Here is a 15402-nt window from a genome sequence, read left to right on the forward strand (position 1 = left end):
CCGCGCGCGCCTCCAGGGTCAAGGAAACCGCCGTTAATTCCTCTGGACGACGCACTGTCCGCCGGCACTTTTTAGGTTGCCGCAGACCTGTTGGGCCTGCTCGGCGGACGAGAACGGTCCGACCATCGCGCGGTAGTAGGTGCCCTTGCTGCCGAGATCGACCCGCTTGATCAGCGGCGGCTGCGATCCGAGCACGGACGGGAACTTGCTCTGCAGGCTGCGGTACGACGCCTTGGCGTCCGCCTCGTTGCGCTGCGACGACACCTGCACGACGTAGCCGCCGGAGGTGGCGGCCGGCTCTGACGCAGGCGCCGAGGCGACGCGCTGCGGCCGCGGCGCTGCGGTCTCGGCCGAATTCGGCGACAACGACAGCGGCGCATTGCCGGCCGAGGCGTTGGCGTCGGCGACGCCGCGTCCGGGCGTCCGGGCGGCAGGCGCTGAGGTGCGGGCCGCACCGGCGGGCTGAGCCGCCGCATCGGCCTGATCCGGGCGGATGCTGTAGGTCTTGATCTTGCGCGGCTCGTCACCCGCCAGCGTGCCGTTGTTCGGCGGCGGCGGCAGGTTCGGCTTGGCACCGGGCGCGACGCTGGCGACCGGCGGCGGATTGGGGTTCTGGTTGAGCTGCGGCAGCACGACCCGCGGGCCCGAGCCGGGCATCCGCGACGGATCGGCGGCGGGCTGCTCTTCCCGTGAGACCAAAGCTTCGACGCCGTTGCTGGACGCGAGCCGATCCTGGATCGGCTTGCCGGCGTTGTCGTTCGACGGGCCCGGAATCTTGGTCGGGCTGGTATCAGCCTTGATCACCGGCGGCTCGCCGGTGCGGGTCGTGCCGGCGAAGGTGCGATACGCCAGCGCGCCACCAGTGCCGACCACCGCGAGCGCGAGGATCCCCACCACCGTCAGCATCGTATTGCGGCGCGGCTTCAGTGCGCGCTGATCGGCCTGATCGTCGTAGCCGTCTTCGTATCCGTACGGCGCCTCCTGATAGCCGCCGATCGGCGCGGGGTCGGCCGGAAGCTGGCCATACAGCGCCTCGTCGTAGCGATCGGGCTCCAGCGACGTCGCGGGAAGCGGTTCGAATGGCGGGTCGTAGTGCACGTGGTCCGGCGGCGGCAGATCGAGCTGACGCTGCTCCGGCGGCGCCGGATCGAACCGCGGATCGAGCGAGCGCAGATCCATCGCCGGCTGTTCGATCGGCCGCATCTGCAGCGGGTTCGGATCAATCGGCGGCTGGATCGCCGGCGCGCGCTCGAAGCTCGGAGCCTCAGCACGACGCGGTGGTGCGGCATTGATGAACGACGGCGGCCGGCTGAAATCCGGCTCCGGCGCGAAGGTCGGCTCCTGGGTGCGCGCCGGCTCAGGCGCACGCGGCGTCTGGCGATGCTGCATCCACGACGGCATCGGCGGCGGCGACACCTCGTCCTCGGCCTGCGGCGGCACCGGACGGCTGGCGCGGAAATCGGTGGAGCGCGTCTGCGGGGCAACCGGCGGCGCCGGCTCGGTGCGCGGAGCGGTTTGGCCGAACGGATCGGTCTGACCGATCAGGCGCGCGAGCTCGGCAAGCGGATCGTTTTCCGGCTTCTGCGGATAGCGGGACGACGCCCGGCTGTCGTCATCGTCCAGCGGAAAAGGTCGGCTCTGATATCGATCCGTCATCGTGATGTCGCGTCCCATTCGGGAAAGCTGCCCAAGGCGCCTTCGCAGACGACACGGCCGCTCTCACAAGCCGCTCCAGATCCCCATCTGACGGCCGATCCCCTATCGCATCTCGTCCGGCGCAGTGACGCCGAGAATGGCGAGCCCCGAGGCCAAAACCGAGACGACGCCTTGGACCATCGCCAAGCGCGCCCTGGTAATCTCTGCATCATTATTGATAATGAAGCGTAAATGAGGCAAATCGCGGCCATGCGTCCAAAGCGCATGAAATTCGCTCGCGAGCTCATTGAGATAAAACGCGATTCTGTGTGGCTCGTGAGCCTGGGCGGCGGCTTCGACGATGCGCGGATAGAGCGCAAGTCGCTTCAATAGTTCGAGCTCGGCCGGATCGTTCAGACGCTCCAGCGGCGCCTGCCGCAGCATCGCCGCACGCGCCTTCGAGTCCTCGGGCAGATCCGGTACCACTTCCCGCGCGTTGCGGAAGATCGAATGACCGCGCGCGTGGCCGTACTGGACGTAGAACACCGGATTGTCTTTCGACTGCTCGATCACCTTGGCGAGGTCGAAGTCGAGCACCGCATCGTTCTTGCGGAACAGCATCATGAAGCGGACGGCGTCGGAACCAACCTCATCCACCACTTCACGCAACGTGACGAAGTCGCCGGCTCGCTTCGACATCTTCACCGGCTCGCCGTTGCGCAGCAGCCGCACGAGCTGAACGATCTTGACGTCGAGCGCGCCCTTGCCGGCTGTCACCGCCTGGATCGCGGCCTGCATCCGCTTGATGTAGCCGCCGTGATCGGCGCCCCAGACGTCGACCATGTTGGCGAAACCGGCGTCGAACTTGACCTTGTGATAGGCGATGTCGGACGCGAAGTAGGTGTAGGAGCCATCCGACTTCAGCAGCGGCCGATCGACGTCGTCGCCATAGGCGGTGGCGCGGAACAGCGTCTGTTCGCGATCCTCATAGTCTTCCACCGGCGCACCCTTCGGCGGCGGCAGCCGGCCCTGATACACGTCACCCTTGGCGCGCAGGAACTCGATGGTCTCGGCGACGCGGTTGCGGCCGCCTTCGATCAGCGAACGCTCCGAGAAGAATACCTCGTGGGTGATGTTCAGCGCGGCTAGGTCGCCCTTGATCGCTTCCATCATCATCGCGATCGCCTTGGCGCGGACGGTCGGCAGCCACTGCGCTTCCGGCAGTTCCTTGAGCGCCGCGCCGTGCTCGGCCTTCAGCGCCTCGCCGACCGGCTTGAGGTAATCGCCCGGATACAGCCCTTCGGGAATTTCACCGATCGCCTCTCCGAGCGCTTCGCGGTAGCGCAGGAAGGCGGAGCGTGCCAGCACATCGACCTGTGCGCCGGCGTCGTTGATGTAGTACTCGCGGGTGACGGCGAAGCCGGCGGTGTCGAGCAGATTGGCCAGCGCATCGCCGAACACCGCGCCGCGGCAGTGGCCGACATGCATCGGCCCGGTCGGATTGGCCGAGACGTATTCGACGTTGACCTTCTCGCCACCGCCGATGCTGCTGCGGCCGTAACCTGTGCCGGCATCGAGCACGGCGCGCAGCGCCTCCGCCCATACCGCAGGCTTCAGCGTTAGGTTGATGAAGCCCGGGCCGGCGATCGCGACCTGGTCGATCAGCTCCTCGGCGCGCAGCTTGTCGGCGATCTTGTCGGCGAGGTCGCGCGGCTTGGCCTTGGCGTCCTTGGCCAGCACCATCGCGGCGTTGGTCGCCATGTCGCCATGGGAGGCGTCCTTCGGCGGCTCGACCACGATGCGCGACAGGTCGATCCCGGCGGGCAGCGCGCCCTCTTCGATCAGCGCCCCGCACACAGCGTGCACGCGCGACAGGAGACGGGCGAAAAGATGCGTGGACATCGGGAGCTCGGCCATATCTGACAAGGGGAAAATGGAGCGGCCGTTTCAGGCCGGTCGAGGCGCCGCCTAACGCAAATCCGGGGTCGAGTCAAAAAGCCGCTGATGCTCGGCAAGCGCGTAGCGGTCGGTCATCCCGGCGATGAAATTGCGAATCCGCAGCAGCCGGTCGGCTTCGCACTCGGCCACCGGGCCGTTGGCCGGCAGCCAGTCCGGCGGCAGGTCCGACGGATGGTCGCAATAGCGCTGAAACAGGTCGGCGACGATCGCCTCGGCGTCGCGCATCACCTTCATCACCCGCTCGGCGCGGTACATCCGGGTCCACAGGAACGCCTTGATCTCCGCTTCGGCTTTGGCGGTCTCGGCCGGAAACGCCACCAGCGCCCGCTCGGCGCGGCGGACGTCATCCGCCGAGCCCGGCCCCGCCTCGCTGATCCGGCGCTCCGCCTCGGCCGCGACCGCGCCGATGAAGTGCGAGATCAGCTCGCGCACCAGCTCGGCGCCGCGCCGGCCGTCGTCGAGCCCCGGATAGCGCTTATCGATCGCGGCGATGATCCGCGCCACCAGCGGTACTTCGACCAGATCGTCGATGCCGAACAGCCCGGCGCGCAGGCCGTCGTCGATGTCATGGGCGTCGTAGGCGATGTCGTCCGCAATCGCCGCCACCTGGGCCTCGAGCGAGGCGAAGCTCCAAAGCTGCAGATCGAAGCGCTGATTGAACTCGGTGATGCCGCGCGGCACGCCGTGTTCGGCATAGCGCGGCAGCGGCGTGCCGGCGCGGTCGGTCAGCGGGCCATTGTGCTTGACCACGCCTTCCAGCGTTTCCCAGGTCAGATTGAGCCCGTCGAACTCGGGATAGCGGTGTTCAAGTGCCGTCAGCACCCGCAGAGTCTGCGCATTGTGATCGAAGCCGCCGGCATCCTTCAGGCAGGCGTCGAGCGCGCGCTCGCCGGCGTGGCCGAACGGCGGATGGCCGAGGTCGTGGGCCAGCGCCAACGTCTCGGTGAGGTCTTCGTCGAGCCCGAGCTGGCGGGCCAGCGCCCGGGCGATCTGCGCCACTTCGAGGCTGTGGGTCAGACGGGTTCGGTAGTGATCGCCTTCGTGAAACACGAAGACCTGGGTCTTGTGCTTCAGCCGGCGAAACGCGTTGGAATGGATGACGCGGTCGCAATCGCGGCGAAACGCGCTGCGGGTCCGGCTCGGCGGCTCATGGAATTGCCGGCCGCGGCTGTGGTCCGGATCGCAGCCAAAGGCTGCACGGGGAGCTGCCATACCGACCGACACGCGCGCGACTCGTCCTTCAACGTTTGATTCTGCGGTGCGGCGCACTTAACTATTGTTGGCAAAGAAATCCAATGACGGGCCCTGCCCGACGACACGGAGCGGCGAGATGACGGAATCGAGCGTCACCATCAGCGAACGCGCGGCGCGCCGGATCGGCGAAATCCTCAAGGGCGAAGGCCAGGGCGCGATGCTGCGGATCAGCGTCGAAGGCGGCGGCTGCTCGGGCTTCCAGTACAAATTCGACGTCGACCGCACCAAGACCGACGACGATCTGGTGATCGCCAGGGATGGCGCGGTGGTGCTGGTCGATTCCGCCTCGGTACCGTTCCTCGCCGGCTCGGAAGTCGACTTCGTCGACGACCTGATCGGCGCCTCGTTCCGGGTCAACAACCCGAACGCCACCGCCTCCTGCGGCTGCGGCACCAGCTTCTCGATCTGACGACCTTGCCGGCAGGACGGTTGCGGCGGCTGGGTGGCACCCGCAGCCGTTGGCTTTGAGACGCTAGGTCAAGACAAACGTCCCCTGCCGTACCTTCTGCTCTTGGTTCCGGTTCCCAATTCCGCTAAGGCGCGGCCAAAGAACCCTCCGAACGACTTTTTGGCAGCGCGCGATGCCCCGCGCGCTGCGCGCCATGTCGAGGATGGGTCAACAGCCCCCGGAAACCTCGATGTCGTTGCCTCCCAGTGTTCCTCGTGTGCCTCTGCGCGTCTCCAGCGTCCAAGCCGGCCTGATCACCGCACTGGTGCTGGCGCTGAGCTTCGGTGCAATGCTCGCCCTCACCTTCTCGATGCAGAACGACGTGATCGCGCGCGACCGCGATCACCAGATGGCGGCGGTCAGCCAGGCCATCACCGCCGCGCTCGACGAAGCCGGACGGTTTGCGCTGACCCAGGCGGAGACCACAGCACGGCAGCGCGCCGTCGCGCGCGCGCTTGCCGCCGGTGACCGCGCCGCGCTGACGGAGCTTACGGCCGCGCCCTATGCGTATCTCAAAAGCCAGGGCGTGCCGGTGTTCGGCTTTCACGCCGCCGACATGACCTATCTGTTGCGGCTGCATCTGCCGGACAAGTTCGGCGACGACCTGACCAAGTTTCGCCAGATGGTGCTTGCCGCCAACAAGACGCGGCGCTCGCAGGTCGGCCTCGAGATCGGCGTCGCCGGCACCTTCGTACGCGGCATCGCGGTGATCAACGACGGCGACCGCTTCGTCGGCACCGTGGAGGCCGGCCTCAACCTCGAGCCGATCCTCGAACAGGTGAAGACGCTGACCAACGCCGACATCGCGGTGGTGCTGAGCCAATCACTCGCCGAGCTGCCGCCGCGCGGGCCCGGCGACAAGGGAGAACAATTCGGCGACCTGATCGCGCTCGCCTCGACCGACACCCCGCTGTTCACCGGCCTGTTGCGCGACGGCGCGATCCGCCTCGCCCGCACCCGCGAGATCAGCCCGTATCGGATCGGCGGCGAGACCGGCGCGATCCTGGTGCAGCCGCTGATCGACTTCTCCGGCCGGATGATCGGCAACATCGCGGCGGTGAAGAGCTTCCCGTCGCACGGCGCCGCGTTGCAGCGGACCCGGACCGAACTGATCGCGGCGGCGCTGATCGGCACCGTGCTCGCCTTTGTCACCTTCTCGGTGTTGGCCCGGATGCTGAGGCCGCGCGACGAGGCGCAGGCATGAGGTCACTGCTCGCGGCTCTGCTGATCGTTTTCGTCGCGCTGTGCGGAGCACCCGCATCCGCCGCAAGCTCGCCGCCGGAAGGACTGCCCGAAGGCGTCGAGCTGCCGGTCAAGGTCCGCATCGGCCTGCGCGTGCTCGACATCACCGAAATCCGCGAGGTGATCGGCCGCGCGCGGCTGTACATCGAAGTCACCCAGCGTTGGACCGATCCGCGCCGGCGGTTCGATCCGCTCGACGCCGGCACCTCGCGGATCGACCGCGTCGGCGCCGAAGCACGGCAGTATATCGCCGGGATCTGGACGCCGGGTCTGGCGATCGACAATCAGCTCGGCGAGCCCCGTGCCAAGGCCGACGCCGTCTCGGTCTATTCGGACGGCAGCGTCGTGCTGGTGGAACGCTACGAGGCCGATTTCCGGGTCGGCGTCGACATGGCGGCGTTTCCATTCGACCGCCAGCGGCTGTCGCTGTCGTTCTCGCTACCGCGCTACGCCAAGCAGGACGCGATGCTGGTGACCACCGAGACCGACCGGCTGTTCTCGCGGATCGAACCGAAACTGTCGGTGATCGATTGGCGCCCGCTCGACCTGACGTTCTTCTACGACGAAGCCGCCGGCTGGAACGCGCGGGCGTATTCGCGGCTGAACGCGACCGTCGGGATCGAGCGACTGTCGGAGCGCTATCTGCTGCGGCTGTTCATCCCGATCGTCTCGACCTTGGCGGTGTCGCTGTTCGTGCTGTGGATCCCCGGCACCGCACCCAAGGATCACGGCAGCTTGGTGTTCTCCGCCCTGCTGGCGCTGGCGGCGATCAGCTTCACCTACGAGGCGAGCTTTCCCGGCTCGATCTCGCTGAACACGCCCATCGCGAAGATCATCTCGCTCGGCTATTTCTATCTCGTGGTGGTGGTGCTGATCGACGCGCTACTCTGGAAGCCGCGCAGCGATCCGGCCTCGCGCTATCACGTCCTCGCCATGGGACTGCGTTCGCACTGCCGCTGGGCGCTGCCGTCGATCATGGTGATCGTCTGTCTCGCGCTGGTGTTGCGGGGACTGCCGGGATAGCAGCGCCTTTTGGCCCGGCGCGCGTCAGGACGTTGTAAATTCGGACTTCACGATCAGGCCGGGCTTGCCGTCCTTCAGGCGCCCGGCCACCATGTTCTTGACCGTCCAGGTGCCATCGGTGTTGTAGCTGACATCGAACGCCGTGTAGCCCGCCGCGGCATCACACAGCGCTGCGGTCGGCGACAGGGATGCAAAGCTCAACACCGTCCCGGCGACGTACTTGCCGGTCTGGACATAGAACTTCAACGACGGGGTACAGTCCAGCCGCGCGTTCGGCGACGCTGTCACGAAATTGGAGAGCAGGATCCCACCGGCGAGCGACTGCATGGCCACGCCGGCGTTGTAGTTGATCAGCGCCGGGTCGAACACCGCGGTGACGATCCGGAACGCGCCGACCAGCACGCCGTCGGTCGACGTCGGCATCGACAGGCCGAGCGACGGCGACACCGACATCGTCGTGGTGTTGTTGATCGGCGTCCCTTGCGCCGGCGTCAGCTCGATCGCCCGAAGAGCGCCCGCCTCCCCGACCGGTTGGCCCGGCGTTGGCGGCGCAATCTGCTGCTGAACGCCGGCGTAGGATTTCGGCGTGAACATGAAACTGAGCACCGCGCCGGACGTGGTGTAAGGCAGCAAAGGCTGACCGCACAGGCTGCTGACGTAGACCTGAGCACTGGTTGAATACTGCGCGGGCTGCTGGAAGAAGCAGAAATCCTGCGAAGTATCGCTGTTATTCTTGAGATTGATGGTGATCGTCGTCGCCATAACTGTCGCGTCGCTTCCGTCGTCTTCGTCAACGCGAACGGCCGGAGGCAGCATCGCCTCCGGCCGTGACTTAGTCGTACCGCCGGTTCAGGCTTTAACCGACCAAGAGCTTAGCGCACTCTTAGTCGAACACCGCGGTATTTCCGGTAATGTCCGTACAGGTCAAACCCTGATACCGGCCACCGACCGGCCCGACCTGATAGTCGCGATTCCGAACGATAGCGCCCGGCGCCGTGAGGTTGGTCACGGTGATCGGGCGCAGGAAGTTCGCCGCCAAGCCCGATGAAACCAGTCCCGTACCTGCCTCGTTGAGAACCTCGGCAATCTGGGCAGCCGCGCTCAGCTCGGTCGTGAAGGATGACTTCTCGATCAGACCGCGGCTGCCGTTGGCGAGCTGAGACACCGCCATATTTTTCACCGTCCAGGTGCCGTTGGAGTTGTAGCTGACGTTGAACGTGGTGTAGCCGGGGGTGGCGTCGCAAAGCGCCGCCGTTGCCGACGACGAGGTGAAATTCATCACCGTTCCAGCCGTGTAGTCACCGGTCTGCACGTAGAACTTGATGATCGGTTGGCAGTCGAGATGCGTGTTCGGCTGAGCGGTGACGAAGTTCGACAGCGTGATCGCGCCGGTCAGCGACTGCACCGCCGAGCCCGCGCTGTAGTTCATCAGCGCCGGATCATACACTGGGGTGTTGATCCGGAACGAGCCGGCCTGCGGATCCTGCGTCGAGAACGCCGGCGACAGACCCAGCGACGGAGTAACCGACATGTTGGTCGTATTCTTCGTGGGCGTCCCGTCGGACGCCGGGGTCAAGTCGATCGCCTGGATCGCACCGAGCTGACCGGACGGCTGTCCGATCTGCGGCGGGTCCACCTGCTGCTGCACGCCAGCATAGTACTGCAGGATCATGGTGAAGCTCAGCACCGATCCCGAGGTTGAATACGGCAGCACCTCCTGACTGTAGAGGCTGTTGGTGTAGACCTTGGGGCCGCCGGAATACACGGCCGGCTGCTGAAAGAAGAAGAACTTCTGAGAGTTAGGGCTGTTGTTGGTAACGTTGATGGTGATTTTGGTGGCCATGGTGGTCTCCTGGCGGGCTACGGGGTGGGGTTGAACCCTCGGACTTTTACAACCGAGAGTTGCATTACCGTAACGCAGGCAACCATTGCAAAATGCAACTTGTGATTGCGCATCGTGCAAACTACAGCCGCTCAACTTGCGCGGGCGGCAACTTCCGTCGCTCAGAGGTCCGACACCTCGGGGAATACCGAGGCGATGAAGGCGATCAGCAGCGTCTTGGAGCGCTCCGACATCCGCATCTCGGCTCGCCGGACGCAGCTGACGAGTCTCGAATCAGCCGGCTCCGCACCCGGCTGAAGGGCGTGGCCGTCGATCCGGCCGCGGCCGGTCAGGAACCAGTCCAGCGAGATGTCGAGAACGCCGCACAGCAGCACGGCGTGATCGACCGAGATCGGGCCGTTGTTCTTCCAGCGGGTCACGGTGCTTTCGTTGACGCCCATGGCGAAGGCCAAGGCATGTTGCTTGGTCATGCCCCTGAGCTGCATGGCTTCGACCATCCGTGCTCCGCGACTCGACATGCCCGGCGCTCCGCTCTCGGCTGTTCGCGCTGCCGTGGACGATCGCGCGGCGGCTCACAGCGATCGCCGCGCCCGATTTGCGTCCGACGCGGATTGCTCTATCACAGCGCTGCACGGCACGATCTGCCGCGGCGCAAATCATCCCGGGCAACGGACGGCGCGATGCGGATTGCGACTTGGAACGTCAACTCGGTCCGGCAGCGGCTGGACCATCTGGTCAGCTGGCTGCAGGACTGCCAGCCCGACGTGGTCTGCCTGCAGGAAATCAAATGCATCGACGAGGCGTTTCCGCGCGAGCCGATCGAGGCGCTCGGCTACAACGTCGTCACCCACGGCCAGAAGACCTTCAACGGCGTGGCGCTGCTGTCGAAATACCCGCTGGAAGAAGCCAATCCGGGCCTCGCCGGTGACGACGCCGACGTCCATGCCCGGTTTCTCGAGGGTGTGGTGTCTTTGAAGCGCGGCGTCGTCCGCGTCGCCTGCCTGTATCTGCCGAACGGCAACCCGGTCGGCACCGAGAAGTATCCCTACAAGCTGAGCTGGATGGCGCGGCTGCGCGACTACGCCCAGCAGCGGCTGAAGACCGAGGAGCCACTGATCCTGGCCGGCGATTTCAACGTCATCCCGCAGCCGGAGGACGTCCATAATCCGGCCGCCTGGACCGAGGACGCGCTATTCCGCCCGGAGACCCGCGAGAGCTTCCAGACCCTGCTCGGCCTCGGCCTGACCGACGCCCTGCGCGCCACCACCGATGCGCCCGGCCAGTACACCTTCTGGGACTACCAGGCCGGCGCCTGGCAGAAGAATTGGGGGCTGCGGATCGACCATCTGCTGCTGTCGCCGCAGGCCGCCGACCGGCTGCGCCACGTCGGCATCGACAGCTATGTGCGCAATTGGGAAAAGCCCTCGGACCACGTTCCGGTGTGGGCGGATCTCGACCTCGAAGCTGCGTAGCGACGTACGCGCAAATCTGAGTGGCATTCGGAGGCGCCGCCGGGCAGCGGCGGCCTCGAAGGATGGCGCAAGACCCTGACCTCAGCGTTGCCTTCGACGGCTCGCGTCGTTCGCCACCTCTGGAGACGGCGAACGTGGCGGGATCAATCAGTCCCGCCGGCCCTGGACCCAGTGCTCGAGCATCTGCAGCGCCATCACCCGGTCGTCGTCAGACGCCTTGGAGAAGGCCTTGTTGTAGCTGTCCTTGATCCAGGCCTCTTCCGGCGTCGCGGCATCGCGGGCCAGCGTCAGCCACATCAGGCCGCGGGCGGCCTGGCGGGGCAGCTTCTCGCCGTTGAACAGCAGCTGGCCGAGCATGGCCTGAGCCTGGTGCTGGCCCTTCTGGGCGGCGAGGCCGAGCCAGCGCGCGCCATAGCGGAAGTCGCGCGGCACGCCGACGCCATCGATGTACAGCCGCGCCAGATCGTACTGCGCGTCGGCATTGCCGAAATACGAGGCGGCATAGGAGAACATCTCGCGCGCCCGCTCCGGATCGCGCTTGACCTTCGAATTCGGGATGCCGTCGAGATAGTAGCGGCCGAGCGCCACAAAGGCGTTGGCGACGATCGCGGCCTGCGGCGCCGACGGGCTGTCCTCGGCGTGGGCGTTGGCGATCTTGCTGAAATAGTCGAACGCGCGCAGGTCGTCCTGGTCGACGCCGTTGCCGTCGGCATACATCTTCCCGAGCCGCCACTGCGCGATCGGGTGGCCGCCTTCGGCGGCATACTGCAAGGCGGTGAGCGAGGTGGTCGAGGGCGCCGCCGGCAGCGCCTTCTTCAGCGCCGGCGCGGTGGCCGGCTGGCTGGTGGCGACCGGGATCGCGGTGTCCTCCGGGCGAACCGGGGTGCCTTCGAACGCAGCCGCCGGAACGGCGCTCGCTCCTGCGCCGATCAGCAACGCGGCAAAAACGCTACGCTTAAAATTCCGCATCGCACATCTCGCGGGTCACCCCCGGTGTGGTCGCAACGACCCGCCGGCTTTCCATCCAACACGCTCCCGCCCTCTCCTCTGTCGCGGCAACACCCGTTTCGGACGGGTCGGTTGCCAACGCTGCGGCGGTCAAATTTCTGTCACGGCCGCGACCGGCCGTCGGCTGTTCGACGGTCAGGTGATCGCACCTTATGTGGCCATGATTGCGCAAGATCGTCGCCGGGAGCTGGGCAACCTCACCATCGCCCTGCTGTTTGGCGAGATGACGGCCGAGCCGCTGCAAATCCGCGGCAGACAGTGACTTTTTGAAGACGTGAGGTTGAGAGCCGAGGCCGAACAGGCCCGCGCTAACCGCTCCCGACAGGTTCGCGGCGCCGCCAGTGCTCTGGCGGCTCGTCGGCATCGACCTCATCGGCGTCGTGGCGAACATTCGCGAACTCGTCTTTCCGGCCGCCTCGCTATCGGGCTTTCCGGACCCTCCCGGTAAGACCATCGACCTGCGCTCGGCTCAGGTCAGATGATCTCATTGACCGGTGTGGCCAAAAAGCGGCGTGTGCAAGAGCGACCGTCAAAGACGGTTAAATGATGCAGAACTGTTGCGACACAGCAACAAGAGTGTCCTGGCGGACACCCTTTTCAGGTGCACTTAGTCGCCGGTCGGGTCAGGCGTTGAGCACCTTGCCGTAGGCGTCGAGCACGGCTTCCTTCATCATCTCCGACAGCGTCGGGTGCGGGAAGACGGTGTGCATCAGTTCTTCCTCGGTGGTCTCGAGGTTCATCGCCACCACATAGCCCTGGATCAGCTCGGTGACTTCGGCGCCGATCATATGCGCACCCAAGAGCTGCCCGGTCTTCTTGTCGAAGATCACCTTGACCAGGCCCTGGTCCTCGCCGAGCGCGATCGCCTTGCCGTTGGCGGTGAACGGGAAGCGGCCGACCCGGATCTCCCGGCCCTGCTCCTTCGCCTTGGCCTCTGTCAGGCCCACGGAGGCCACCTGAGGCTGGCAGTAGGTGCAGCCGGGGATCAGACTCTTATCGAGCGGATGCGGATGCAGGCCCTTGATGGCCTCGACACAGATCACCCCCTCGTGCTCGGCCTTGTGCGCCAGCATCGGCGGGCCGGCGACGTCGCCGATCGCATAGAGGCCGGGGACGTTGGTGCGACCGAGGCCGTCGGTGACGATAGTGCCGCGATCGAGCTTCACCCCGAGCTTGTCCAGGCCGAGGTTTTCGACATTGCCGACCACGCCGACCGCCGAGATCACGCGGTCGAATTCCTGCGTCTCGGTCTTGCCGTTGCCGGGATCGATGGTGGCGACGACGCTACCTGCCTTCTTGTCGAGCTTGGTGACCTTGGCACCGGTCAGGATCTTGATGCCCTGCTTCTCGAACCGCTTGCGGGCGAGCGCGGCGATCTCGGCGTCCTCGACCGGCAAGATCTGCGGCAGCACTTCGACCACGGTGACCTTGGCGCCCATGGTGTGGAAGAACGAGGCGAACTCGATGCCGATCGCCCCTGAGCCGACCACCAGCAGCGACTTCGGCATCACTTCCGGCACCATCGCCTCGAAATAGGTCCAGACCAGCTTCTTGTCCGGCTCGAGACCCGGCAGCACCCGCGGCCGCGCCCCGGTGGCGACGATGATGTGCTTGGCCTGATAGCTGCCCGGCGGCAGCGCACCCTTCGGCGCCTCGTTTTTGGAGGCGGCGACCGTGAGCTTGCCCGGCGCGTCGATGGTCGCCTGGCCCCAGATGATCGAGATATTGTTCTTCTTCATCAGGAAGCCGACGCCGTCGTTCAGCCGCTTCGACACCCCGCGCGAGCGCTGCACGATCGCCTTCGGATCGAACGAGATGTTGTCGGCCGACAGCCCGTAATCCTTGGCGTGCTGCATGTAGTGATAGATTTCGGCCGAGCGCAGCAGCGCCTTGGTCGGGATGCAGCCCCAGTTCAGGCAGATGCCGCCGAGATACGATTTCTCGACGATCGCGGTCTTGAACCCGAGCTGCGCCGCCCGGATCGCCGCGACATAGCCGCCGGGTCCGGAGCCGATGATGATGACGTCGAAGGAGGTGTCGGACATAACTACTCGCTCTTATTCCCTTCACCCGGCCACAGGTGGCACCCTCTCCCACAAGGAGAGAGGGGAAGACGTTCACACCATCATCATCACGGGATTTTCGATCAGCGTCTTGAAGGCGCCGATCAGTTCGGCGCCGAGCGCACCGTCGACGGCGCGGTGATCGCAAGACAGCGTCACGCTCATCATGGTGGCGATCTCGATCTTGCCGTCCTTGACGATGGCCCGCTGCTCGCCAGTGCCGACCGCCAGGATGGTGGCGTGCGGCGGGTTGATCACCGCGGTGAAGTCCTTGATGCCGAACATCCCGAGATTGGACACCGCGGTGGTGCCGCCCTGATACTCTTCGGGCTTCAGCTTGCGAGCGCGGGCGCGCGCGGCAAAATCCTTCATCTGCGCCGAGATCGACGACAGCGACGCCGTCTCCGCGCTGCGGATGATCGGGGTGATCAGCCCGCCCGGCATCGCCACCGCAACGCCGATGTCGGAATGCTTGTGCTTCAGCATGCCGGCTTCGGTCCACGAAACGTTGGCGTCGGGAATCCGCTGCAGGGCGATCGCCATCGCCTTGATGATGAAGTCGTTGACCGACAGCTTGTAGGCCGGCTTGCCGTCCTTGTCCTTCGGCGCGGCGGCGTTGATGTCCTCGCGCGCGGCGAGCAGCCGGTCGAGGTTGCAGTCGATCGTCAGATAGAAATGCGGAATGGTCTGGGTCGACTGGGTCAACCTTTGCGCAATGGTCCGGCGCATGCCGTCGTGCGGCACCACCTCATAGGAGCCTTCCGGATACAGTGCGCGGATCTGCTGATCCGACATCGCGGGCGCGATCGCCGGACCGGCCGCAGCGGCTGCCGCCTGCGCCTTCAGGCCGCCGCCGCTCCTGGCCTGCTCGACGTCGCGAGCGATGACACGGCCGTGCGGGCCGGTGCCGGTGACGCGGGCGATATCGATGCCGGCGTCTTTCGCCAGCCGCCGCGCGAGTGGCGAGGCGAACACACGGCCATTCGCTGGCGCCTTAGCCCCCTCACCCGCCGCCTGCGGCGGCGACCTCTCCCCGTTGGGGAGAGGTGAAGGCGGCTGGGGCGTCGGCCTCTGGTCAGCCCTGTCCTGTGCGTGCGAATTGGCCTCGGCCTTGCCACCCGCAGGGCCGGCTCCCTCTCCCCTCTGGGGAGAGGGGGCACCGCCGGCACTGGCCGTCCCGCCTGCCCCCGCCGCTTTCACGTCCTCGCCGTCCGCGGCAAGCACCGCGATCACGTCGTTGACCGGAACGTCCTGGGTACCTTCTGGCACGATGATCTTGGCCAGCGTGCCTTCGTCGGCGGCCTCGACTTCCATCGTCGCCTTGTCAGTCTCGATCTCGGCGATGACGTCACCGCTTTTGACCTTGTCGCCCTCCTTCTTCAGCCACTTCGCAAGGTTGCCCTTCTCCATGGTCGGCGACAGCGCGGGCATCAGAATATTGATCGGCATGAGGAC

The 15402-nt window shown here is 66.1% G+C and carries 14 protein-coding genes; 4 read left to right on the top strand and 10 right to left on the bottom strand.

The features are described 5' to 3' along the window. Window positions 1-33 precede the first annotated feature (33 nt). From VRZ08_RS01675 to VRZ08_RS01685, 3 genes are all read right to left on the bottom strand, one after another. Window positions 34-1656 (bottom strand): SPOR domain-containing protein, encoded by a 1623-nt coding sequence (locus VRZ08_RS01675; RefSeq protein ID WP_414531381.1) that lies wholly within the window; start codon window positions 1654-1656, stop codon window positions 34-36. A gap of 102 nt (window positions 1657-1758) precedes the next feature. Next, window positions 1759-3552 (bottom strand): arginine--tRNA ligase, encoded by a 1794-nt coding sequence (gene argS, locus VRZ08_RS01680; protein WP_164633567.1) that lies wholly within the window; start codon window positions 3550-3552, stop codon window positions 1759-1761. Between the two features lie 51 nt (window positions 3553-3603). After that, complete coding sequence (locus VRZ08_RS01685; RefSeq protein WP_414531382.1) at window positions 3604-4818, bottom strand: deoxyguanosinetriphosphate triphosphohydrolase; 1215 nt, start codon at window positions 4816-4818, stop codon at window positions 3604-3606. 106 nt (window positions 4819-4924) lie between these two features. Between VRZ08_RS01685 and erpA the strand changes: the two genes are divergently transcribed. From erpA to VRZ08_RS01700, 3 genes are all read left to right on the top strand, one after another. Continuing rightward, window positions 4925-5257 (top strand): iron-sulfur cluster insertion protein ErpA, encoded by a 333-nt coding sequence (erpA, locus tag VRZ08_RS01690; RefSeq protein ID WP_107344758.1) that lies wholly within the window; start codon window positions 4925-4927, stop codon window positions 5255-5257. A 229-nt stretch (window positions 5258-5486) separates the two neighbouring features. Then, a complete protein-coding gene (locus tag VRZ08_RS01695; protein WP_414531383.1) occupies window positions 5487-6500 on the top strand; it encodes a cache domain-containing protein in 1014 nt (337 codons plus the stop codon). Then, window positions 6497-7561 carry a neurotransmitter-gated ion-channel ligand-binding protein gene (locus VRZ08_RS01700; RefSeq protein WP_408018504.1) on the top strand — a complete coding sequence of 355 codons (1065 nt, stop codon included), beginning with the start codon at window positions 6497-6499 and terminating at the stop codon, window positions 7559-7561. Before VRZ08_RS01695 ends, VRZ08_RS01700 begins: the two co-directional genes overlap by 4 nt. 24 nt (window positions 7562-7585) lie before the next feature. Here the strand turns inward: VRZ08_RS01700 and VRZ08_RS01705 are convergent, their stop codons facing one another. The 3 genes from VRZ08_RS01705 to VRZ08_RS01715 all read right to left on the bottom strand — a co-directional run bounded on the left by VRZ08_RS01705 (window position 7586) and on the right by VRZ08_RS01715 (window position 9922). Then, the gene (locus tag VRZ08_RS01705; RefSeq protein WP_414531384.1) at window positions 7586-8323 is read right to left on the bottom strand and encodes a hypothetical protein; all 738 of its coding nucleotides are present in this window, start codon (window positions 8321-8323) and stop codon (window positions 7586-7588) included. 121 nt (window positions 8324-8444) lie between these two features. Beyond that, window positions 8445-9404 carry a hypothetical protein gene (locus tag VRZ08_RS01710; protein WP_107355858.1) on the bottom strand — a complete coding sequence of 320 codons (960 nt, stop codon included), beginning with the start codon at window positions 9402-9404 and terminating at the stop codon, window positions 8445-8447. A 161-nt stretch (window positions 9405-9565) separates the two neighbouring features. After that, entirely contained in the window at window positions 9566-9922 is a 357-nt protein-coding gene (locus VRZ08_RS01715) for a helix-turn-helix domain-containing protein (RefSeq protein ID WP_264073608.1), read from the bottom strand. 162 nt (window positions 9923-10084) lie between these two features. On the opposite strand from VRZ08_RS01715, the gene xth reads away from it, so the two are divergent. After that, a complete protein-coding gene (gene xth, locus VRZ08_RS01720) occupies window positions 10085-10876 on the top strand; it encodes an exodeoxyribonuclease III (RefSeq protein WP_414531385.1) in 792 nt (263 codons plus the stop codon). 147 nt (window positions 10877-11023) lie between these two features. Here xth and VRZ08_RS01725 read toward each other — a convergent pair whose 3' ends face one another. The 4 genes from VRZ08_RS01725 to VRZ08_RS01740 all read right to left on the bottom strand — a co-directional run bounded on the left by VRZ08_RS01725 (window position 11024) and on the right by VRZ08_RS01740 (window position 15396). Next, window positions 11024-11845: a tetratricopeptide repeat protein gene (locus VRZ08_RS01725; protein ID WP_011158411.1), complete on the bottom strand. Its 822-nt coding sequence runs from the start codon at window positions 11843-11845 to the stop codon at window positions 11024-11026. After that, window positions 11832-12275 (bottom strand): hypothetical protein, encoded by a 444-nt coding sequence (locus VRZ08_RS01730; protein WP_414531386.1) that lies wholly within the window; start codon window positions 12273-12275, stop codon window positions 11832-11834. Before VRZ08_RS01730 ends, VRZ08_RS01725 begins: the two co-directional genes overlap by 14 nt. Window positions 12276-12507: 232 nt before the next feature. Further along, window positions 12508-13929, bottom strand: a complete 1422-nt coding sequence (lpdA, locus tag VRZ08_RS01735) for a dihydrolipoyl dehydrogenase (RefSeq protein ID WP_414531387.1) — start codon at window positions 13927-13929, stop codon at window positions 12508-12510. 72 nt (window positions 13930-14001) lie between these two features. Further along, a complete protein-coding gene (locus tag VRZ08_RS01740; protein ID WP_414531388.1) occupies window positions 14002-15396 on the bottom strand; it encodes a pyruvate dehydrogenase complex dihydrolipoamide acetyltransferase in 1395 nt (464 codons plus the stop codon). Window positions 15397-15402 lie beyond the last annotated feature (6 nt).

The sequence above is a fragment of the Rhodopseudomonas sp. G2_2311 genome (assembly GCF_047501505.1).
GTDB classification, from domain to species: Bacteria; Pseudomonadota; Alphaproteobacteria; order Rhizobiales; family Xanthobacteraceae; genus Rhodopseudomonas; species Rhodopseudomonas palustris_H.